This is a genomic window from Pseudotabrizicola sp. (assembly GCF_030684215.1).
Lineage (GTDB): Bacteria > Pseudomonadota > Alphaproteobacteria > Rhodobacterales > Rhodobacteraceae > Pseudotabrizicola.
This window is the reverse complement of the sequence record NZ_JAUXOV010000070.1, coordinates 1-20430: the sequence shown is the minus strand read 5'-3', so window position 1 is coordinate 20430 and position 20430 is coordinate 1. Positions and strand designations below refer to the sequence as shown.

Sequence of the window (20430 nt, the reverse complement as noted above, 5' to 3'; positions counted from 1 at the left end):
ATGTATCTTAGAGGGTTGGCGATGGATTCAGATCTGATGTTCGTCATAGGGGCCACGCTTCTGGTCCTGTGCATCCCCTCGATATTTGCAGCTTTCGCTGACAGCCGCCCACCTCGGGCGGCTGCCATCATTTTGCTGATTGGCGGCACACTTGTTGCCATCGCTCTCAGCCAAAAGCCCGGCGGCATCGCACTGTCGCAAATCCCCGATATCTTCTTTCGCGTCATTGGCCGCTTCGTGAACTGACTCTTTTGCCTTGCGCCCAAGGCAGCGCCCCCCTATAGGAGCCGTTCTGGAAAGCCTGCGGGGCCGGCCAACTTAGGCATGCCGAGTCGCGCATATGACGATTGGAGATCGAAATGCCCAAGATGAAGACCAAATCCGCTGCGAAGAAGCGCTTCAGCTTCACCGCGTCCGGTCGGGCCAAAGCTGGCGTTGCCGGCAAGCGTCACGGCATGATCAAGCGTACGACCAAGTTCATTCGCGATGCTTCTGGCACGATGTTGCTGTCCGCTGCGGACACCAAAATCGTCAAGAAGTACATGCCCTACGACCGCTAAGGAGAGACACCCATGTCCCGCGTTAAATCTGGTGTCGTCACCCACGCACGCCACCGCAAGGTCATCAAGAAAGCCGCCGGTTATTACGCCGCCCGCTCGACCAACTTCCGCACCGCTACGCAGGCCGTCGACAAGGCCCAGCAGTATGCGACCCGTGACCGTAAGGTTCGCAAGCGCCAGTTCCGCGCCCTGTGGATCCAGCGGATCAACGCTGCCGTGCGTCTGTTCGATATGGAAATGACCTATTCGCGCCTGATCAACGGCCTGTCGCTGGCTGGCATCGAAGTGGACCGCAAGGTTCTCGCCGATCTGGCCGTGCATGAGCCAGAGGCGTTCAACGCCATTGCCGCGCAGGCGAAATCTGCTCTGGCCTGATCAGCGTTAAAACTTTTGAAAAGCCCTGCCATTTGGCGGGGCTTTTTGTTTTGGGTGCGAACGCATGGCATCAACGCTGATCTGGCAAGTTTGACTCAAGTTGCTGATTGACCGGGCGGCAGACCGCAGCCGCAAAGCCCTCCCCTTGCCCAACAGCCCGCTTCCCAAAGCGCCGGTTTTCCTGTAATGCCCCAAAATCTGCGACGTGAGGCCCGCCCCCGGCCGCATGCAAAGGATTGGGGGGCGGCGGCAATGGGGCCGCCATGCAAAGGGAAGACACGGCAGGGGCCGTGGGTGCTTCCATATAGGGAACGATAGATGTTCAACGTGACTCGTAAATCCATCCAGTGGGGCGAAGAAACCCTGACACTGGAATCCGGCAAGGTTGCCCGTCAGGCCGACGGCTCGGTGATCGCCACTTTGGGCGATACCAGCGTCATGGCCAACGTGACCTTTGCCAAGCAGGCAAAGCCGGGACAAGACTTTTTCCCGCTGACCGTGCACTATCAGGAAAAATACTACGCCGCTGGCAAGATCCCCGGCGGCTTTTTCAAGCGTGAAGCGCGGCCTTCCGAAAAGGAAACGCTGACCTCGCGCCTGATTGACCGTCCGTGCCGGCCGCTGTTCGTCGAAGGCTTCAAGCATGAAGTTCTGGTGATGTGCACGGTGCTTAGCCACGATCTGGTCAACGAACCCGATGTTGTAGCGATGATCGCCGCCTCGGCCGCGCTGACGATTTCTGGCGTGCCGTTCATGGGCCCGATCGCTGCCGCCCGCGTTGGTTTCACCAATGGCGGCTATGTGCTGAACCCTGATGTCGAAGACATGCAGAACCTGCGCAACAATCCCGACCAGCGCCTTGATCTGGTCATCGCCGGCACCAAAGAAGCCGTGATGATGGTGGAATCGGAAGCCTATGAGCTGACCGAAGAGGAAATGCTGGGCGCGGTAAAGTTCGGCCATGACGCGATGCAGCCGGTGATCGACATGATCCTCGACTTCGCCGAAGATTGCGCCAAAGAGCCATTCAATTTCTCGCCACCAGACTATTCCGACCTGTATGCGCGCGTGAAAGCAGCTGGCGAAACCCAGATGCGCGCCGCCTTTGCGATCCGCGACAAGCAAGAGCGCACGACCGCGATTTCTGATGCGGTTGCGGCGATCAAGGGCGCATTGAACGAAGAAGACCTTGCCAATAGCAACCTTGGCTCGGCGATCAAGAAGCTGGAATCGTCGATCCTGCGTGGCGATGTTGTCAAGAACGGCACCCGTATTGATGGCCGCGACACAAAAACTGTCCGCGCGATCAACTGCGAAACCGGCATCCTGCCGCGCACGCATGGCTCTGCGCTGTTCACCCGTGGCGAAACCCAAGGTCTGGTCGTGACCACCCTTGGCACCGGCGAAGATGAGCAGATCATCGACGCTCTGCACGGCAACAGCCGCTCTAACTTCCTGCTGCACTATAACTTCCCCCCCTATTCGGTGGGCGAAGTGGGTCGTGTGGGGTCGCCCGGCCGTCGTGAGATTGGCCATGGTAAGCTGGCATGGCGCGCGTTGCAGGCGGTTCTGCCTGCGGCAACCGACTTCCCCTACACCATCCGGCTTGTGTCCGAGATCACCGAATCCAACGGCTCGTCGTCGATGGCATCGGTCTGCGGCGGATCGCTTGCGATGATGGATGCGGGCGTTCCTCTGAAAGCACCGGTGGCTGGCGTTGCCATGGGTCTGATCCTGGAAGAAGACGGCTCTTACGCTGTGTTGACCGACATCCTTGGCGATGAAGATCACCTTGGCGACATGGACTTCAAGGTGGCTGGCACTGCGAACGGCATCACCAGCCTGCAAATGGACATCAAGATTGCCGGGATCACCCCAGCGATCATGGAGCAGGCGCTTGCGCAGGCAAAAGATGGCCGGATGCACATCCTGGGTGAAATGGCCAAGGCGCTGACCTCGGCTCAGGCGTTCAGCCAGTATGCCCCGAAGATCGAGACGATGCAGATTCCAACCGACAAGATCCGTGAAGTGATCGGGTCTGGCGGCAAGGTCATCCGCGAGATCGTGGAAACGTCGGGTGCCAAGGTCGATATCAACGACGACGGTATCATCAAGATCGCCTCCAGCGATGCCGCCGCCATCAAGCGCGCGTATGACATGATCTATTCGATCGTGGCAGAGCCGGAAGAAGGCCGCGTTTATACCGGTAAGGTTGTCAAACTGGTCGATTTTGGCGCGTTTGTGAACTTTTTCGGCAAGCGTGATGGTCTGGTGCATGTGTCCCAGATCGCCAACAAGCGCCTGACCCACCCGAACGAGATCCTGAAAGAAGGCCAGGAAGTGAAGGTCAAACTTCTGGGCTTTGATGATCGTGGCAAGGTGCGCCTTGGCATGAAGATGGTCGATCAGGAAACCGGCGAAGAAGTCGTAGAGAAAAAAGAAGAGTCGTCCGAAGCCTGATTGGCTCGGTCTGACCTCTGGAAAAGCCCCGGCAAACGCCGGGGCTTTTTTGCCTTTTGGGCCTTCATCCGCGGTCAACCGGCTACACATGCGCGTGATTATGGCCACAGTGGCTTCCCTCGAATCATATCTGTGGCAAACGTAGGGAAACGCTAACTTGGGATGATCCGCATGACGCCTGACCTAACCCGCCGCCTGTTTCTATCTTCTTCGGCCGCACTTCTGGCCAGCCCGGCGCTTTCTCAGACCAAGCCCAACCTGAAAACCTATGTGGTGCCACCCGAACATCAGCCGGTGATCGTCCGACTGCGTGATACGTTTGAACCGGGTATACTGCTTGTCGATCCGAATACGTTTTCGTTGTATTGGCTGATCGAACCCCGCCGCGCAGTGCGGTTTGTTGTCGGTGTGGGCCGTGGCAATTTGTATGAGCCCGGCAGTTTCACAGTCGGGGCCAAGAAGGAGTGGCCAAGCTGGACCCCAACCAAAGAGATGATCGCCCGAAATCCCGGCGCCTATGCGAAATACGCCGATGGCATGCCAGGTGGTCCGGGTAACCCGCTGGGCGCACGGGCGCTGTATCTGTTTGACGAGCGCCGCGGTGATACGTTTCTGCGCATCCATGGCACCCCCGAACCGTGGACAATCGCTTCGGCGGTGTCGAATGGTTGCGTACGTCTGCCCAATGAACATATACAGCAGCTGTACGACATGGTGCCAATCGGGGCAAAAGTTGTGCTTTACCCCAAAAGAGCCGCCGCCTGATGTGAAAGATTGGCAATATCAAGCGCCAGTCTTTGGCCGTTTGCACACTCAAGCGCTGCGGGTCGTAAACCAATGGTTCAGCCGCCACATGCCCCATGCCAGCGGGATCGTGGCAAAACCACCAATCACATAGGCCAGCGGTTCATCAGCAAAGCTTTCAAACATCTGGGTATAGGCGTGGATCGCGGCAAAGGTGACGCCCGCGTTGAACAGGGCGCGGCGGTTGCTATGCGCCGCCCAAGCCACGATAACAATCAAGGCCAAGGCCCAGAGGATCGAATAGACGGCGGGAGAGATTTCCAGCGCGGTCGCCATAAAAGCGTCTTGTTGCGCGGCATAGGCGTCATAGGATAAGTCGCTGTGCCATGATTGGCCAGGCCCCCAAAGTGTCTGCCCCACGACATCGCCCCAGAGCGACCCGACCAAAGCGCAAAGGTTCGCAACGATGAAGGCCATGGTCGCAAGGATGCGGGTGTGTCGCGCCGTGCGCTCTGCAACGGTGCTGCCGATCCAGACCATCGCCACGAGCAACATCGAAAGCTGAAGAATACTCAGCGTGGGTTCCGGTGACATGAAGACATAAACGGCGCGGAAATACACTGTTCCCGTGTCCAGCATCTGCGCAAACGGGATCAGCGCAAACGCCGTGACAAGGCGCACATCTGTTAGCCAACCGGCAAACGCGAGGATGACAGCGGCATATCCATAGACAAGAACCATCCACCACCCACCGATTGGCATTTGCTCTACCAAGATCCCGACGCCACCAAGGTGCAAGGCCACTCCCATCAGAAGGATGGCCCCCTGAACAAAGCGCGTGGTCAGTCCTCCCATCATGAGGGCTCGACCAGCAATTGCGGCCACCAGCGCCCCGCCGGGAATCATGACGGCCGCCGCGATGTCATGGTATTTGCCCACCAGTTCAAGGCCCGCGCCCCCAATCAGCATCCCGGCCCCGATCAGGGCGGCCGCGTTGCCGAACATTCGATAGACATCCCCACCCTTTGCAAGGATGACCAGCCCCGCCGCCAAAAGGCCCGTACCAAGCAGGGCTACGGCGGGCGCACTGGCCAGCCAGAAGATCGTTCCAAACGTGGCCGCCAGAATACCGGCGCAAAGCAGGGTGTTGATCGCCATTCCAGCCATCGCCTCTCGGGCGCGGGCTTCGATGATGCGGGCTTGGTCTGTCGTAATGATCCCATCGAGGGAAAGCTGTCGCGTGTCGGCGATGGTGTGCATCTGCATCTCCATGAACATTGTTCATCCCCTTATCGCAAGCTTGAACGATGTTCAAGTATTTCGGCTTGAGACGGCGCGTCACGTGGTATAAATATGTTATACTATTACATAAAAGGATCAATTATGCGCGCCCGTCTTCCCGTCACCGTCTTGTCCGGCTTTTTGGGTGCCGGAAAGACCACCTTGCTGAACCATGTGCTGAACAACCGCGACGGTCGCCGCGTGGCAGTCATCGTCAATGACATGAGCGAGGTGAACATCGACGCCGATCTGATCCGAGATGGGGCGGATCTGTCGCGCACCGAAGAAAAGCTGGTGGAAATGACCAATGGGTGCATCTGTTGCACCTTGCGCGACGATCTTTTGATCGAAGTGCGCAGGCTGGCGGCCGAGGGGCGCTTTGACTATCTGCTAATCGAGTCTACCGGCATTGCCGAACCCCTGCCGGTCGCGGCCACGTTCGACTTTCGCGATGAGGCCGGCGACAGCCTGTCCGACGTGGCGGAACTGGATACGATGGTAACGGTGGTCGATGCTATCAACCTGCTGCGCGACTTTTCCAGCCATGATTTTCTTGCCGACCGGGGCGAGGTCATGGGCGAGGAGGATACACGCACGCTGGTCAACCTGCTGACCGACCAGATCGAATTTGCCAATGTGATCATCCTGAACAAATGCAGCGATGCAGGTTCCGAGCGGGTGGATGCCGCACGCAAAATCATTCGCGCCCTGAATCCCGATGCACGCCTGATTGAAGCCAACCACAGCCGCGTGGATGCAGATGCGATCTTTGGCACCGGCCTGTTCGATTTTGACCGTGCGCAGGAACATCCGCTTTGGGCGAAAGAGCTGTATGGCTTTGAGCATCACACTCCAGAGACCGAGGAATATGGCATCAGCTCGTTCGTCTACCGCGCTCGCCGTCCGTTTGACCCGGCGCGCGTTCATGCGGTTCTGAACGGTGACCTGCCGGGGGTGATCCGGGCCAAGGGTCATTTCTGGTTGGCCACACGCCCCAATTGGGTTGCCGAGTTCTCGCTGGCCGGAGCGGTGTCTTCGGTGTCTCCTCTGGGCGGTTGGTGGGCCTCGGTCCCGCAGGAGCGGTGGCCAACCCACCCGGATGCGCTGGCCGAAGTGGCGCGCCACTGGCAAGAGCCATGGGGCGACCGGCGCCAAGAGATCGTGTTCATCGGTGCGGGCCTGGATCAGGCGGCACTGACAGCTGCACTGGATGCGGCACTGGTCGAGGCCACGGATTACGCCCCTCATCTGTGGGAAGGCCTTGCCGATCCGTTCCCGACATGGCGGCGGCAGCAGGCGGCATGATGCGCAACCTGACATCTCCTCGCGCCCGTTGGCGATCGGGCAACGCCATGGCCGATCATGATGGCCTGCCCGCTCCGGTGCGGGAATGGGCTGCGCAAGCTGCTTTGCCCTGGAGCGCGACATCGTTGCGCAAGCTTTGGACCCGCGCACTGAACGAGACCAAATGCGCGCAGACGGCGCTTGCACGGTTATCACAGGCCGAACGCGCGACCCTGCGGCGCGAGGCTGCAAAGGTATGGGGCGACGACTACCCGCAATAGCAAAAGGCCCCGGACATTATCCGGGGCCTTCTTTTCTGCTGCCTGACCTCAGACCGGCCGTTTGGCAAAGCGCAAATACGGCAGCTTGATATCTAGCGCGCCAAATTTCTCTTTGGCCTGATCGTCGTTCAGCGACAGGGCCACGATCACATCTTGACCTGGAACCCAGTTGGCTGGGGTCGCAATCGGCACGCCATCGGTGGCCTGCACCGCATCCAGTGCGCGCAGGATCTCGGCAAAGTTGCGCCCGACCGACATCGGATAGGTCATGGTCAACCGCACTTTCTTGTCCGGCCCCACGATATAGACCGTGCGCACCGTTGCCGTATTCGCCGGAGTCCGGCCTTCGGTCGGCAGGTAAAATTCGGCGGGCAGCATGTCATAGGCCTTTGCAACCGTCAGGCTGGTATCGTCGATGATCGGGAAATCTGCGGGCGCGCCCGAAACCGCCTCGATGTCACGCTTCCATTTCCCATGATCCTCGACCGAATCGACTGACACGCCGATAACCTTGGTTTTGCGTTTGGCAAACTCGCCCGCCAACTGGGCAACAGCACCGAATTCAGTGGTGCAAACCGGGGTAAAGTCGCGCGGATGGCTGAAGATAATGGCGTAGCTGTCGCCCACCCAGTCGTGGAAGCTGATTTTTCCTGCCGTCGAGTCGGCGGTGAAATCGGGGGCAATATCATTGATACGGATCGACATGAAAAACTCCTTCGTTTCTGGCCCCTTACCTATGCGGTTCAGAACGTCTTTTCATCCCCCTTGCGGAATGACAGGGAAAACAAGGACAAAAGACGCCGGATTACTCTGTCGGAGGAACGTTCAGCCCTGCAATCCGATTGCGCGCGAAACGGCGCATCGGTCAATCTGACGAAACGAATGGTCAGAACGCGTCATAGCAACCACGCGACAGGTCGCTATGCAGCTTGCAGTATGCGCCCCATCGGTTCACCATATGATCAAATTTCAGACGGGAGAAAAGCAATGCTGACGAAGCGTGATTTCTACATCAATGGTCAATGGGTCGCCCCGGCGGCTTCCCGCGACTATCAGGTGATCAACCCCTCAAACGAAGAACCTTGCGCTGTGATCTCGCTGGGCGATCAGGCTGACACCGATGCCGCCGTTGCCGCCGCCAAGGCTGCCTTTCCGGGTTGGGCTGCGACGCCTCCGAAAGAGCGCGCCCGTCTGGTGGCTGCGATCCTTGACCAATACAACGCCCGCCTGCAAGAGTTTGCCGAGGCGATTTCGGTGGAAATGGGGGCGCCCATTGATTTCTCGTTGTCCGATCAGGCCCCTTGTCTGCCATGGCACACCAAGAACTTCCTCAAGGCGTTTGAGAAAATCGAATGGGTCCGCCCGCTTGGCCCCGAGGCCCCCAACTCTGCCGTGATCATGGAGCCGATTGGCGTCGTTGGGTTGATCACGCCATGGAACTGGCCGGTCAACCAGATTGCGCTTAAGGCCATTCCCGCCATGCTGGCAGGGTGCACCTGCGTACTGAAGCCGTCGGAAGAAAGCCCGTTGAACGCGATGTTGTTTGCGGAATTCTGCCACGATGCCGGAATCCCCGCAGGCGTATTCAACCTTGTGAACGGCGATGGCGCCGGCGTGGGCAGCCAGCTTTCGACCCATCCCGATGTTGAGATGATCTCTTTCACCGGATCAACCCGCGCAGGTAAGGCGATTTCCAAAGCCGCTGCCGAGACGCTGAAGCGGGTGACGCTGGAACTGGGCGGCAAAGGGGCCAACCTTTTGTTTGCTGATGCTGACGACAAAGCGGTCGAACGCTCTGTGCTGCACATGATGGAAAACACCGGTCAAAGCTGCAACGCGCCATCGCGGCTTCTGGTCGAGCGCAGCGTCTATGACAAGACCGTTGCGCGCGCAGCAGAAGTGGCCAACAGCATAAAGGTCGGCCCCGCGCAGGAGGCTGGGCCCCATATCGGCCCGGTGGTAAACAAACGCCAATGGGAACAGATTCAGGGTTATATCCAGAAGGGCATCGACGAAGGTGCTCGTCTGGTGGCGGGAGGCCCCGGCCTGCCCGAAGGATTCAACCGTGGTTTCTACGTCAAACCGACGATCTTTGCCGATGTGAAGCCCGGCATGACGATCGAGCGCGAGGAAATCTTTGGCCCGGTTCTGGCGATCATACCCTTTGAAACCGAAGAAGAAGCCGTCAAGATTGCAAATGACACGCCTTATGGCCTGACCAATTATGTCCAGTCGGGCGATCCGACCCGCGCGAACCGCCTTAGCCACGTGCTGAAATCCGGCATGGTCGAGATGAACGGCAAGTCGCGTGGTGCAGGTTCGTTCTTTGGCGGCGTCAAGCAATCGGGCCGCGCGCGTGAGGGTGGGATCTGGGGCCTAGAAGAGTTCCTCGAGCCCAAAGGCGTGTCGGGCTACGACTTCACCTTGAAAACAGCAGCAGAGTAAGCGTCCGCAACCCAGCGCAGCCTGTCTTTTGAAAGGGCGCGTCGATCAGCCATCGACGCGCCCTTTCCCTTTGCCTATCGCCGATAAGGTCTTGGCGTCTTGCATCGACTGCGGCAAGAATAAGCGGGCCTGACTTGTGGGCGAACGTGACGCGAGAGATTTTATTCTGCACACCACTTTCCCCTTGGCGGGCAATGTAATTCATATTTACATTCCCCATATGATTACTGTGACACACTCCAGCGGAGGGCAGACATAATGGCCGATTTCAACGCTCAAATTCAGGAAAGCCAGAAACAGGTGGCCGAAGCACAGGCCAAGATCAGTGCAGTCACCAGCCGGATTGAGATCGCGCGGCAGAAGCTTGAGTCGGGTGAGGCCGCCATCGACATCGAAAACGCCACGCTGGAAGATGTGCATAAGCACACCGATCTGATGACCGCCAATATCGCCGAGCTGATCATGGGGCTTGATGATGTGACAGCGGGCTTTTCCAAAGACTTCGACGAAATGCGGTCGAAAACCGGGATGGAAAGCTTTATCGGCATCTTCAGCAACGCAAAGTCTGAAGCGATGCGGCAGGAGCGGATGCGCACCGCCAGCATTGACGACAAGCTCCAGGATCTGATCGGTAAATCTGATGTGATCGTCAAATTGCTGCAGGGCCAGCTTGATCTGTTGAACGGGCAAAAGGCCAGCGTTGAATCTAACCTGTCGGCCACTTTGGTGGAACGTGAAGACACAGTTGGCGCACTGGAAGCAGTGCGCGTCGAAATTGCGGCGATGGACCCAAGGATCATCGAGCTGGAAAACAAGATCAGCGTCGAACAGGATGCCACAGCCCGCACCCGACTGGAAACCGAACTGGCCGAGGTGAACACCCGTTTCAACGCGCTGGTGCAGGATGAACAGGTCAAGCTGGCGAAAAGCCAAACGCTTGAACGCTATATCGAAAAGGGCAAGACATGGATGGATTCCTTGCAAAATCAGGCCGCGACCCAGCTTGTCCTGATCAACAAACTGCAAACCGACACCAAACAGCGCGTGGTGCTCTATGATGCGCTGTCCAGCAGCTTGAAGACCGCGCAGCAGCAGGATGTGGCCCACCGTATCAACGAAATTGGCGTGAAGACCGACCAAGAGGCGCAGGCCGCCATGGCCGCCATCGGCTCTGCCACCAATGACCGGATGGCGGGCATGCTGGAGGCGCATGAGGGTCACATGGTCTTTGCCCGCAAGATCCTTGAGCAAAAGGCCAAAGCAGACGAGCGGTTCAACCGCCGCTTTGCTGCGATTGTCGAAAAGCACGACAAGAATGCGTATGGCGAATAGGTGACAAACGAAGTCAAGGCGCAGCTGACCAACGACCACACAGAGCTGTATGACACGCTTGTTGCGCGGCGTTATTTTGCCAAGTTTGACCGTATCTCTGGCCATCTGGCCCGTGTTGCGGGCGAACTGGAATCCGAAGGCACGCTGACACGCACCGAGGCTCGCGTCTTGGGGCGATATCTGACGTCTTTGGCCACGACATTCCGGGCCTTGTCTTGCAAGTATCTGATGACGGGGCGTTCAGACTCTCCGCTGCGCCTGACATTTGATCGGCATGAAAGCGGCTTTCCGGTCGTGCAAGAGCTGATGATGATGGCCGTTGATGCCGCGCAGGCGGATAAACACCTGTCGGGCAGTGCCTCGGTTGAGGAATTGAAAGAACGGATGATCCGCCGGATTGTGGGCGACCTTGCCTTGCCGACCGACCTACAATTCGCGCTGTCACAGCGCATGTATTACGAGGCTTTGGCACAAGGCGGGCTGTTTCTGGCCCGCAACGATCCAGATGCCCAGTGGATCGCCGACAAAAAGGGGCGCCGTCAGTATCTGGTGCATTGGGCCGTGTATGACACGCAACTCAATCTGCCCGTGGTCTATCTGCTGGACCTTGAAGACAGCGGCAAGCGACCGCTTCCCAATGATGACAGCCGCTGGCCAAGGGCGCAGCATCATCTGATGGCACAATCGATGGCCGGGCTGAAATTGCTGACCATCGCCCAAGGATTTGACACCGACTTTGACACGCTGCACCCCAAGCGACTGCGACGCCTCCACCTTGGCCCGATGTACTCACACAGCTTCACCCTGCAATCGGGACCGATCTCTGACGTTCTGGCCAATGCGATGGCACCCGAAGGTCAGGATTGGGCGCTGGTCTGGACGGTTGAAGATCTGAACTCTGATCGGGTCGAACAAATCAAGGACGGCTGGTTTAGCACAGTGGAACGCCAGATCTTTGCCCTTGATCCCTTTGCCGGCATAGGGGCTGACACTGGGACAACGCGGATGGAACGCATGGTGGTGTTGCCCGAACGGCCCTATCAGGCGTTGGCCGAGCTCAATCCGCCCGGCTTTCGGGATGTGCGCAAATTCGTGGTGGGCGCAGGTGGGCGCATCATTGCAACACGGTAGGGGGTAGACATGTCCACACGCGACACGATGGAGCTGAAAGAAGAGACGATCCGCGCCCAGTATGACGCGGCCCTCGCCTTGCTGACCGGGTTTGATCACGCGCCGCGGCTAGGCAAAGCGATGACACCCGATCGGGTGGAAGAGCGCTCGCCCGGCCTTGGCAGCCGCCCGCGCTTCCGCTCTACCACACCGGGCCTTGTGACCCGCCCCACCACCCGCCCCGGTGGCGTGCGGATTGTAGAACGGGTTGAGTCGGGGTCAGATGGCCTTGTGTCACCCATGCAGGCATCAGTTCTGCACTCGCTGCGCCGGGCTTTGGCAATAGCACTGGCGACGGGGGAGACCATTGCCGCCCAGTCCCCCTTGGGAGAGCTGAAAAAAGCCAACCTCGAAGGCCGCCTGCCCGACCTGAAACGCGCTGAATTCACGGAACTTTTGTCGGCCGAGGCGCTGCTGACCCTGTACACCTTTGCGAATGCCACCGCGTTCCTTCTGGCACCCCACCTTGGCACGACCACGGTTGAGGTCGGCACCGTTGATGAAATCCTGACCGACAACGCCCCCCTCGCCCTGCAAGGTGTGCTTTGGGAACTGGATCAGGACATCGCTACCTTTGCCAGCGACGAGCCGCGTCTTGCCGCCACCGTCGCCGCCTTTGCCGAAGCGCTGATGGAGAAAGTCGCCCTGCGCGCCCAGACCGCCCCCCGGCTGGAGGCATTTACCAGCGCAAGCTGGAAGGTCGAGACAGACGGCCTGACCATCGCAGGATTCAAACCCGCCCGCATGACGAAGGGCAGCGCGATCAGCATGCAGTTCAAAAAACCACATGAAGTGGTCGGCAACCACATCGCCAAATACCAGTCGCTGCGGCTGTCCAAGATGCTGATGGCTTATGACTTTGACCGCAAGCTGAACCCATTTGCCGAATTGGGCGGGTTCATCTTTACTTTTATGGGCGACGGCAAGCCCGGCACCGGCAAGACCACCCTTATTCAGATGATGGCGGGCTTGCTGAACGATTACTGCACCGTTGCGGGCTATCCGTTCCGCTATCAGAACTTCTCGATCGACCAGATTGACAGCTACCAAGGCAAATCCGGCCAGAACGCAAAGGCGTTTATTGACAATGTTCTGGACCCCGGCGTGATCGGCTTTGGCACCATTGACGATATTGATCAGGTCGCGGGCAAACGCGGCGACCGGCAGTCAAGCGCAGGCCAGCAAGAGGTGACGGCGGTGTTCATGCAGGCCTTTGCCGGGGCAAGCACGGTAGTGCGCGGCAATTGCACCTTTGGCATGTTCAGTAATTACCCCGAGAATGTGGATGACGCCCTGCGCCAACGGGCCGGTGCGCGTTTCCTTGTCGATGGCCCGCAAACGCGCGAGGACTACATTGATATCCTGTCGCTGCTGATGGGCCGCAACCACGCGATCCCCTTGGGCGACCACGAGTTGTTTGCAGCACAAGAGATAAAAAAGGCCGTAGCCGCCAGTTTTGAAGGCCATTCGCGCCCGCATGAAGACGGGCTGATCAAAGTCTGGGACAAGATGGCCGCCGACCTTGGCCCGCTGGACACCATCGCAAAAATTGGCCGCTATCTGAAAGCCATTCAGGAAGCCGATCCGCGTTTCACCGGCCGCGCAATCAAGAACATCACTGATGCGGTGAAGGTGCGGGCGATGGATTTTGAATTGCCGGATGAATGGATGGAAAACCCCGACCTGTTCCTTTTCAAACCCTATGACGAAAAGCTGACCATGATCCGCGGCCTGACCACGCCGATCACGGTGGATATGGTGATCCAAGAGATCAACCGCTACGCCGATAGCGAATTCCGCTATGCCGACAAGTCGGATGAGGTGGCGATTGAGGGAATGGTTCGGGATTACCAGCGCACCGAAGAGGCCAAGCGGCGGTATCTGGAGGGGAAATCATGACCGAGCTTTGCCGGAGATACCCAGGGGCTTTGCCCCCGGACCCCCAGGATATTTGTGAACAGAAAATGGCGAGATGGTCCGATGCGCAGGCTGATTGAAAAAGGCCTGATGTTCGGCAACCTGATCGAGGTATCCTCCCCCGCCCTCATCGACCGCTACAAGCGGGCGATGAAGCATCTGTGCGGACGGGAAACCGGGCTTACCGATTTTCACATCGACATCTCGGGTTATTCCCCCGAAATAGGGGCTGAGTTGGGGGATGATCTTTACCTCAATCCCAATGGCGCCAACCGGCAGTTTATTCTGCTGACCACGGCGCAGAAACATGCGCCTTTGCTCAATGCCAAATTCTCCACCGCTCGTGGGATCATTCGGCAGTTCATCGACACCAACGAGGCACAGCTTTTTGCTCTGACCGCCCGTGATGCTGTGGCCGGGGAGTTGCAGAATTCGGTGTTTGAAATCTCGACGCCAGCCAAACTACTGGAAATCCGCCGCATCACGGTAGAGGCGGACACCATCGGCGGGCATGTCGCCGATGCGACAAAACTGGCACGGCTGATCGAGCGGTTCCGCCAAGAACCCGATGGCTGGCGCGATGATCTGCTGATTGCCGACATGATCACCCTAGCCCAGAAAACCGGCGATGTGACGCGGGTGCCGATTGCGCTGCCGCAGATGGCCTTTGAGCAGCCGAATTTCTGGACCAGCCATTTCGGCGGGCTTTATGTGTTCCGCGATGTGGCATTTCCCGCCCTCATCTCGACCCTGCCCCGCGAAAGCCTTGGTGCTGTGCCGATTGCCCCAGTGTTTGATCAGACCCAACGCAACCAGATTGCCGACTGGCTGGAACGCAATGAGCTGGCCGAACCCATCGTGCAGGCGCGTGGGATGGATGCGGCGGCGGTGATCCGGCAGAAGATGGATTTCATTCTGGTCGAGGCGGCGGATATGCTGAACCTTGACATCGGCGACGCGCGCCGGACCGAGCTGCGCAGCATCGCCCACCGTCTTGGCAGCGGCCTGCCGATGGAGTTTCAGGGGCTGGCAGCGCTGCTTCGCTGGATTGAAGCCGGGGGCACATGGCCGCGCATTACCAGCGAACATCCGGCCTATTTCTACACCCTGCGCTCAAGACCCCATAAAGACCGCGATCTGGTGAATATGCTTTTGTCTGAACTTGCACCGATGGATGTGCGGCAAATGTATATCGTTCATAAAGAACTGTTCTACGCCAGCTATGCCCGTTGGTCCGATCGCAAGCGGCAATATGTGGCCGACTTTCTGGAGCGTGAGTATGTGGTGGACAAGCAGGGCGCGCGCGATGCCCTGTTCGGCCCGGAACCGGGCATGGACGACCGCCACCGGCCAGACCCGAAACCGGCGCGTGATCTCGGACCGGTTGTCGGTCCATGGGGTAAATCGGCAAGGATGCGCGGATGATCATTGGCTGGATCAGACTTGCGGTCGTGGGCTATGTTGGCCTGACAATCGTATATTTCGTAATGAGGATATACATGCGGTCTGTCCGGCGCGAGCGGCTGGAAAAACGGTTCGACGCGGGCGGTATCGATGGCGACCGCAGTGCCTATATCGAAAAAGGCATGGCACTGTATGAGAAGGGGTTGAAGAAGAACCTGCTGTGGCTCATCTACATCATCCCGACCGTTGCCATTGTGGTAACGCTTTATATCCTGAATTTTCAGTGAGGCGACAATGCGTTATGTGAAATGGGGCTTTTGGCTGACCTTGGCGACGCTGGTGTTTGCCTTTCTGCACTATACCCTGCCGCAAACGGATATCGTGCGCATTGTCGGGTCTGAAAACCGCCGCGTCGATATTGGCGAGAACTCTATTTTCTGGAGCAGGTCAGAGGTAGGCATGGCCAATTCCACTTCACGCGATGTGTTTTTCATCAACGCGGTCTACCCCAATGGCCGCACGATGGAGTATCGCAACGAAGACACAGGCTGGGGCTGGCCACCCTACTTCAAGATTAACAGCTTTGGGCTGCAAACGCAGGCAAAAGAGGTTTCATCAACGGATGCGGCACCAATCTGGGTTGCTGTTCGCCACTATGGTTGGCGCAACCAGTTCTTCACGATTTTCCCGAACGCCGTGTCGATCAAGCGGGTGGCAGGGCCGGATGTGACGATGGTCCCGTGGCTGAACATCGTCATCCTGACTTTCCTTGCCGGGGTCTTGTTCATGATTCGTCGGATCTGGCTCCAATTCCGGGAACGCACGATTGATCCGGCGTTGGAGGAGGCGTCAGAAACATGGGATGCCGTGGACGCAAAGGCGGACGCCGCACGTGACCGGGCCAAGGGGTTCTTTGGCAGCATTGGGGCATGGCTGGCAACGTGGCGGTCAAAACCCCGAAAATAAATGATGCCGCGCCCGGTTAAAGGGGGCGGCACACATTCGTCCACACCGATCAGCCGCGCAGCGTACCACCCGTCGCCTTAGAGACTTTTTCGATGATCTTAGCCGATACGGCTTCGATCTCGGCTTCTGTTAGGGTTTTCTCTGTCGGCTGAAGGCGCACGGTCAGGGCAAGGGATTTTTTCCCCGCGCCCATCTGCGCCTCAGCCTTTTCGCCGGTGAACTGGTCAAAAATCCGCACCGACTCGATCAGCGTTTTGTCTGCGCCAAGGGCCGCGTTCACAGCCGTCAGCCCTTCGACGCCCTTGTCGACGACAAAGGCGAAATCACGGTCCACCGCTTGCAGATCGCTGATGGTTAGTGCCGGGCGAGTTGGGGTTTTCACCTTTGGATACGGGATGTTGGCCACCAGAATTGTAAAGGCAACCGCAGGCCCCTTGAGCCCCATTTCAGCCAGCACCTTGGGGTGAACTTCGCCAAAGGTCGCCATAACATTGGGGCCAAGGCCAATCACGCCCGACCGCCCCGGATGCCACCAGCCTGCCACCTTACGGGTAATCTGCACGCGCGCAGGTGCGCCAAGGGCCGCCAGCACAGCCTCGGCATCGGCCTTTGCATCGAACACTTCAACGGGGCGGCGGCTGCCAAAAGGATCACGCGGCGCCGATTGCCCCACCAACAAGCCGGCGGCTTGCAGGTGTTGGTCGCCCGGTTCCCCCCCAGTAAAGGCCGGGCCGATTTCGGCCAAAGAAATATCCATGAAGCCGCGCGCCTGATTGCGCGCCGCAGCCCGCAAAAGACCGGGCAGCAGATCAGGGCGCAGGTGGCTCATTTCGGACGAGATCGGGTTTTCCACCCGCACCGTGTCTGTTCCACCTCCAAACAGTTTAGCAGCAGTCTCATCGATGAAACTATAGGTCACACATTCATTGTAGCCCAAAGCCACAATGGTGCGGCGCGCGGTACGTTCGCGTTGTTGCAGCGGCGTCAGAATGGGCTTTGGCACGCCCGAAACAGCGCGCGGCAGCGGCTTGCCGATCAGTTTGGTCAGCGACGCGACACGTGCCACTTCCTCAATCAAATCAGCCTCACCCAGTACATCAGGCCGCCAGCTTGGCGGGGTGGCCATTTTGCCATCCAGCACAAAGCCCAAAGCTTCCAGCGTGGCGCGTTGCTCGGCCTCGGGTATATCCATCCCCACCAATGAAATCACACGCGCCGGAGTCAGGCGATAGGCGCGGGTTGTATCAATCGGCACGCCATCTTGGGCAATTCGGCTTGGCGTGCCGCCGCACAGGTCCAGCACCATTTGCGTGGCCATATCCAGCCCCGGCAGAGTGAACGCCGGGTCCACACCACGTTCAAACCGATAGCGCGCGTCGGAATTGATCCGCAGCGCGCGGCCGGTCGCAGCGATGGTGATCGGGTCCCACCATGCGGATTCAAGGAAAACATCGGTGGTCTCTGGCGTGCAGCCTGACACCTCGCCGCCCATGATCCCCGCCAGTGATTCCACGCCCACGTCATCAGAAATAGCCATCTGGCCTTCGCGAAGGGTGTAGGTCTTGCCGTCAAGCGCCAACATCTCCTCGCCGCCCTGTGCGGGATGAATGCGCAACATGCCTTTGACCTTGGCCGCATCAAAAACGTGCAGCGGCCGGTTCAGGCCAAAGGTGAAGAAGTTGGTAATATCGACCAGCGCCGAAATCGGGCGCAGGCCAATCGCCTTCAGCCGCTGTTGCAGCCAGTCCGGCGAGGGGCCATTGGTGACACCACGGATCAGCCGCCCCGCAAAATGCGGGCAGCCTTTGGCCTTCAGCGCCGGGTCAATCTGCACCTGAACCGGGCAATCAAACTGGCCGTCGATCTGTGGAATTTTCAGCGGCTTCAGCGTGCCAAGCCCACGGGCGGCAAGATCGCGCGCAATGCCGCGCACTCCCAAGGCATCCGGGCGGTTCGGCGTAACCTTTATGTGCACCATCGGGTCCACCGTGCCGGGACGGTTCGCGGCCAGCCAGTCGATGAACTTGTCCCCGACCTCACCCGACGGCAATTCGATAATGCCGTTATGCTCGTCTGACAGCTCCAACTCACGCTCTGACGCCATCATTCCATGTGATTCCACACCGCGGATTTTGCCGACACCAAGCGTGGTGTCGATCCCGGGCACATAATCGCCCGGTTTGCACAGAACTACAGTGATGCCAGTGCGCGCATTTGGGGCACCGCAAACGATCTGCTTTTCGCCTTCATCCGTCAGAACACGGCAAACCCGCAGACGATCCGCATCAGGGTGCTGTTCAGCATGCAAGACTTTGGCAATGGTAAACGGTGCCAGTTTGGCAGCAGGGTTCACCACCTCCTCCACTTCCAGCCCCAGATCAGTCAGTGCGTAGAGGATATCGTCAATGCTTGCCTCGGTGTCGAGATAGTCCTTGAGCCAGGAGAGGGTGAATTTCATCGCAATCGTCCCTTGGTTTTCTTGGCTTTGGCCTTACCGCAAAGCAAACACAAGGGGAAGCCACGCGGGCAGGGTTTCCCCGATGGAAACGGGTTGTCGCTTCAAACAACGACAGTTCGCCACATTCTTGCTTATCCAACGGTGTAGACCCGTCACCATGATGGACCCGATGCTCACAAAACCAAAGAACCACAAGGCCAGAAACCATTGGCCCCTTATCCTGTTGCTCGGGATAGCTGCACTGTGTTTTGTGCTTGCAGCACAGGGATTTAGGACAGTGGCCGAAATATTGGTTCAGCCACTGTAATTGGTTCAGCGGCTTAAACCGCCTGCCAGATCCGGCATATCAAGCGCCGCAAACCCGTAATGGCGCAACCAGCGTAAATCGGATTCAAAAAAGGCCCGCAGATCAGGGATGCCGTATTTAAGCATGGCAATGCGGTCGATACCCAGGCCAAAGGCAAAACCCTGCCATTCATCCGGGTTCACGCCGGCCGCAGCCAGCACCTTGGGGTGCACCATGCCCGAGCCCAGAATCTCCATCCACTTGTCGCCCTCACCGATGCGCAGCTGGCCGCCCACCACCGAGTAGCGGATATCGACCTCGGCTGACGGTTCGGTAAAGGGGAAATGGCTGGCACGGAACCGCAGTTCCACCCGGTCCACCTCGAAGAACGCGCGGCAGAATTCTTCCAGCGTCCATTTCAGATTGGCCATACTTATATCACGGTCGATCGCCAGACCCTCGACCTGATGGAACATCGGGGTATGGGTCTGGTCCATATCCATCCGGTAGACCCGGCCCGGCGCGATCACCCGGATCGGCGCGCCATGGTCCATCAGCGCGCGGATCTGCACCGGGCTGGTGTGGGTGCGCAGCACGTGGGGCGGGCGGGTGTCGCCTGTCGCCCGGTGCATGAAGAACGTGTCATGCTCCTGCCGCGCCGGGTGTTCGGGGGGGATGTTCAGCGCATCGAAGTTGTACCAGTCAGATTCCACCTGCGGACCTTCGGCAACAGCAAAGCCCATGTCGGCGAAGATGGCGGTCAGCTCTTCCATCACCTGGCTGACCGGGTGTACGGTGCCGCGCGGGCGGGGGCGGGCGGGCAGCGTCACGTCCAGCCATTCGGATTTCAGCCGCTCATTCAGCGCCGCGTCGCCAAGGGCGAGCTTCTTGGCCCGCAGGGCGGCGTCGATCTCGTCCCGCAAAAGGTTCATCGCGGCCCCGGCGGCTTTGCGCTGATCGGGGTCCATCTTGCCAAGTGTCGCCATCAGGCCTGAAATTTCGCCCTTCTTGCCTAGAGCCGCCAGCCGGACCTCTTCCAGCCCGGCCTCGGTCGTGGCGCCGGCCACGGCCTCAATATACTTGCCCCGGAGGTTGGTCAGGTCCATCACGCGTCCCCTTGGATTATGCGAGTCCGGGTTAGCGGGAAGGGGGCAAGGATGCAAGGGGGAGGCGTGTTGCCCCTGTGTTACAGGGGGCTGGGGTGAGGGATTTCAACAGGTTAGGGTTTGGGGCCTAAGGGGTTGTTAAGGTGTGGGGTGCGACTTTAGAATAATAGGGCGTTTTGGTTTAAAGTCGTGCTCGGCCCATGGACGAAGCCGTTCCGCAGCATTGGCGCATTTGGCTGATGGCGTGAGACGCCCCCAAATGTCGCTCATTTTGCGATCTGCCTGACCTGCCTGACGATTGGGGCCTTCTCAATCATCAGACAGGAGGCTTCCATGACAGAGCAGAGAGTAAGCCCGCCTC

18 protein-coding genes are annotated in these 20430 nt (G+C 58.8%); 14 read left to right on the top strand and 4 right to left on the bottom strand.

Annotated features, from left to right (window positions below; genetic code table 11):
* Positions 1-21 precede the first annotated feature (21 nt).
* The 5 genes from Q8K08_RS14185 (at position 22) to Q8K08_RS14165 (ending at position 4160) form a co-directional block, all read left to right on the top strand.
* A complete protein-coding gene (locus Q8K08_RS14185; protein WP_304798709.1) occupies positions 22-246 on the top strand; it encodes a hypothetical protein in 225 nt (74 codons plus the stop codon).
* 113 nt (positions 247-359) lie between these two features.
* A complete protein-coding gene (rpmI, locus tag Q8K08_RS14180) occupies positions 360-560 on the top strand; it encodes a 50S ribosomal protein L35 (RefSeq protein ID WP_300855159.1) in 201 nt (66 codons plus the stop codon).
* A gap of 12 nt (positions 561-572) precedes the next feature.
* Entirely contained in the window at positions 573-935 is a 363-nt protein-coding gene (gene rplT / locus Q8K08_RS14175; RefSeq protein ID WP_304798713.1) for a 50S ribosomal protein L20, read from the top strand.
* Positions 936-1253: 318 nt separating this feature from the next.
* Complete coding sequence (pnp, locus tag Q8K08_RS14170; protein ID WP_305250475.1) at positions 1254-3395, top strand: polyribonucleotide nucleotidyltransferase; 2142 nt, start codon at positions 1254-1256, stop codon at positions 3393-3395.
* A gap of 171 nt (positions 3396-3566) precedes the next feature.
* Positions 3567-4160, top strand: a complete 594-nt coding sequence (locus Q8K08_RS14165) for a L,D-transpeptidase (RefSeq protein WP_304797537.1) — start codon at positions 3567-3569, stop codon at positions 4158-4160.
* A 48-nt stretch (positions 4161-4208) separates the two neighbouring features.
* On the opposite strand, the gene Q8K08_RS14160 is transcribed toward Q8K08_RS14165, so the two are convergent.
* A complete protein-coding gene (locus Q8K08_RS14160) occupies positions 4209-5417 on the bottom strand; it encodes a hypothetical protein (protein WP_305250473.1) in 1209 nt (402 codons plus the stop codon).
* 105 nt (positions 5418-5522) lie between these two features.
* Here Q8K08_RS14160 and Q8K08_RS14155 point away from each other — a divergent pair, with 105 nt between their 5' ends.
* Both Q8K08_RS14155 and Q8K08_RS14150 read left to right on the top strand, forming a co-directional pair.
* Positions 5523-6725 (top strand): GTP-binding protein, encoded by a 1203-nt coding sequence (locus Q8K08_RS14155; RefSeq protein WP_305250472.1) that lies wholly within the window; start codon positions 5523-5525, stop codon positions 6723-6725.
* Positions 6701-6985 (top strand): DUF6525 family protein, encoded by a 285-nt coding sequence (locus Q8K08_RS14150; protein WP_305250471.1) that lies wholly within the window; start codon positions 6701-6703, stop codon positions 6983-6985. Before Q8K08_RS14155 ends, Q8K08_RS14150 begins: the two co-directional genes overlap by 25 nt.
* Positions 6986-7033: 48 nt before the next feature.
* On the opposite strand, the gene Q8K08_RS14145 is transcribed toward Q8K08_RS14150, so the two are convergent.
* Positions 7034-7690, bottom strand: coding sequence for a peroxiredoxin (locus tag Q8K08_RS14145; RefSeq protein WP_304797543.1), 657 nt, complete (start codon positions 7688-7690; stop codon positions 7034-7036).
* A 282-nt stretch (positions 7691-7972) separates the two neighbouring features.
* Between Q8K08_RS14145 and Q8K08_RS14140 the strand changes: the two genes are divergently transcribed.
* The 7 genes from Q8K08_RS14140 to Q8K08_RS14110 all read left to right on the top strand — a co-directional run bounded on the left by Q8K08_RS14140 (position 7973) and on the right by Q8K08_RS14110 (position 16219).
* Positions 7973-9430 (top strand): aldehyde dehydrogenase family protein, encoded by a 1458-nt coding sequence (locus tag Q8K08_RS14140; protein ID WP_304797545.1) that lies wholly within the window; start codon positions 7973-7975, stop codon positions 9428-9430.
* 258 nt (positions 9431-9688) lie between these two features.
* Positions 9689-10762, top strand: coding sequence for a hypothetical protein (locus Q8K08_RS14135; RefSeq protein ID WP_305250470.1), 1074 nt, complete (start codon positions 9689-9691; stop codon positions 10760-10762).
* Positions 10763-11893: a hypothetical protein gene (locus tag Q8K08_RS14130; protein WP_305250469.1), complete on the top strand. Its 1131-nt coding sequence runs from the start codon at positions 10763-10765 to the stop codon at positions 11891-11893.
* A 9-nt stretch (positions 11894-11902) separates the two neighbouring features.
* On the top strand, positions 11903-13831 hold the full coding sequence (locus tag Q8K08_RS14125; RefSeq protein ID WP_304799631.1) for an ATP-binding protein: 1929 nt from the start codon (positions 11903-11905) through the stop codon (positions 13829-13831).
* Between the two features lie 81 nt (positions 13832-13912).
* The gene (locus Q8K08_RS14120) at positions 13913-15274 is read left to right on the top strand and encodes a DUF6638 family protein (RefSeq protein ID WP_305250468.1); all 1362 of its coding nucleotides are present in this window, start codon (positions 13913-13915) and stop codon (positions 15272-15274) included.
* Positions 15271-15540 (top strand): hypothetical protein, encoded by a 270-nt coding sequence (locus Q8K08_RS14115; RefSeq protein ID WP_304799635.1) that lies wholly within the window; start codon positions 15271-15273, stop codon positions 15538-15540. Before Q8K08_RS14120 ends, Q8K08_RS14115 begins: the two co-directional genes overlap by 4 nt.
* 7 nt (positions 15541-15547) lie before the next feature.
* The gene (locus tag Q8K08_RS14110; RefSeq protein ID WP_304799638.1) at positions 15548-16219 is read left to right on the top strand and encodes a DUF1523 family protein; all 672 of its coding nucleotides are present in this window, start codon (positions 15548-15550) and stop codon (positions 16217-16219) included.
* Between the two features lie 49 nt (positions 16220-16268).
* Here Q8K08_RS14110 and pheT read toward each other — a convergent pair whose 3' ends face one another.
* The gene (gene pheT, locus Q8K08_RS14105) at positions 16269-18677 is read right to left on the bottom strand and encodes a phenylalanine--tRNA ligase subunit beta (RefSeq protein ID WP_305250467.1); all 2409 of its coding nucleotides are present in this window, start codon (positions 18675-18677) and stop codon (positions 16269-16271) included.
* Positions 18678-18989: 312 nt separating this feature from the next.
* A complete protein-coding gene (gene pheS / locus Q8K08_RS14100; RefSeq protein WP_370870553.1) occupies positions 18990-20069 on the bottom strand; it encodes a phenylalanine--tRNA ligase subunit alpha in 1080 nt (359 codons plus the stop codon).
* Positions 20070-20430 lie beyond the last annotated feature (361 nt).

Bases quoted from the DNA above. Each gene is read 5' to 3' on its own strand.
- Q8K08_RS14135 (WP_305250470.1), top strand. From the start codon at position 9,689: ATGGCCGATTTCAACGCTCAAATTCAGGAAAGCCAGAAACAGGTGGCC.
- Q8K08_RS14160 (WP_305250473.1), bottom strand. From the start codon at position 5,417: ATGTTCATGGAGATGCAGATGCACACCATCGCCGACACGCGACAGCTT.
- pheS (WP_370870553.1), bottom strand. From the start codon at position 20,069: ATGGACCTGACCAACCTCCGGGGCAAGTATATTGAGGCCGTGGCCGGC.
- Q8K08_RS14125 (WP_304799631.1), top strand. From the start codon at position 11,903: ATGTCCACACGCGACACGATGGAGCTGAAAGAAGAGACGATCCGCGCC.
- Q8K08_RS14145 (WP_304797543.1), bottom strand. From the start codon at position 7,690: ATGTCGATCCGTATCAATGATATTGCCCCCGATTTCACCGCCGACTCG.
- rplT (WP_304798713.1), top strand. From the start codon at position 573: ATGTCCCGCGTTAAATCTGGTGTCGTCACCCACGCACGCCACCGCAAG.
- Q8K08_RS14155 (WP_305250472.1), top strand. From the start codon at position 5,523: ATGCGCGCCCGTCTTCCCGTCACCGTCTTGTCCGGCTTTTTGGGTGCC.
- rpmI (WP_300855159.1), top strand. From the start codon at position 360: ATGCCCAAGATGAAGACCAAATCCGCTGCGAAGAAGCGCTTCAGCTTC.
- Q8K08_RS14185 (WP_304798709.1), top strand. From the start codon at position 22: ATGGATTCAGATCTGATGTTCGTCATAGGGGCCACGCTTCTGGTCCTG.
- pnp (WP_305250475.1), top strand. From the start codon at position 1,254: ATGTTCAACGTGACTCGTAAATCCATCCAGTGGGGCGAAGAAACCCTG.
- Q8K08_RS14165 (WP_304797537.1), top strand. From the start codon at position 3,567: ATGACGCCTGACCTAACCCGCCGCCTGTTTCTATCTTCTTCGGCCGCA.
- Q8K08_RS14110 (WP_304799638.1), top strand. From the start codon at position 15,548: ATGCGTTATGTGAAATGGGGCTTTTGGCTGACCTTGGCGACGCTGGTG.
- Q8K08_RS14120 (WP_305250468.1), top strand. From the start codon at position 13,913: ATGCGCAGGCTGATTGAAAAAGGCCTGATGTTCGGCAACCTGATCGAG.
- Q8K08_RS14115 (WP_304799635.1), top strand. From the start codon at position 15,271: ATGATCATTGGCTGGATCAGACTTGCGGTCGTGGGCTATGTTGGCCTG.
- Q8K08_RS14150 (WP_305250471.1), top strand. From the start codon at position 6,701: ATGGCGGCGGCAGCAGGCGGCATGATGCGCAACCTGACATCTCCTCGC.
- Q8K08_RS14140 (WP_304797545.1), top strand. From the start codon at position 7,973: ATGCTGACGAAGCGTGATTTCTACATCAATGGTCAATGGGTCGCCCCG.
- pheT (WP_305250467.1), bottom strand. From the start codon at position 18,677: ATGAAATTCACCCTCTCCTGGCTCAAGGACTATCTCGACACCGAGGCA.